The 425-nt window shown below is 69.4% G+C and carries 1 protein-coding gene; it reads right to left on the bottom strand.

What is annotated here, in order from left to right; all coding sequences use genetic code 11:
* A partial coding sequence (locus KVP70_RS35865; protein ID WP_217946721.1) for an AMP-binding protein occupies positions 1 to 425 on the bottom strand: 425 nt, incomplete at both ends.

The raw sequence follows: 425 nt of genomic DNA, 5'->3' as shown, positions 1-425 counted from the left end.
CGACCAGCCGCTTGTCGCCCGGCTGGTCCTCGCGCGCCAGCACCGCCGCCTCGCGTACGCCGGCGCAGGCCGACAGCCTGGCTTCGATTTCGCCCAACTCGATGCGGAAGCCGCGGATCTTGACCTGGAAGTCGTTGCGCCCCAGGTATTCGATGTTGCCGTCGGCCAGATGGCGTCCCAGGTCGCCCGTCTTGTACATGCGGGCGCCGGCCACGCCGGCGAACGGATCGGGCAGGAAGCGTTCCTCGGTCATTTCCGGCAGGTTCAGATAGCCGCGCGCCACGCCGGCCCCGCCGATGTACAACTCACCGGCCACGCCCAGCGGCACCGGCTGGCGCCAGGCGTCGAGGATGTAGACCTGTGTGTTGGCGATCGGCCGACCAATATGCAGCACCGCATCGTCGCGGCCAAGCCGGCCGGAGGTG

Origin of the sequence: Duganella violaceipulchra, from assembly GCF_019166075.1 — a bacterium.
GTDB lineage: Bacteria > Pseudomonadota > Gammaproteobacteria > Burkholderiales > Burkholderiaceae_D > Rugamonas > Rugamonas violaceipulchra.
Note: the sequence above shows the minus strand (reverse complement) of the source record. Positions and strands in the feature narration are given on the sequence as shown.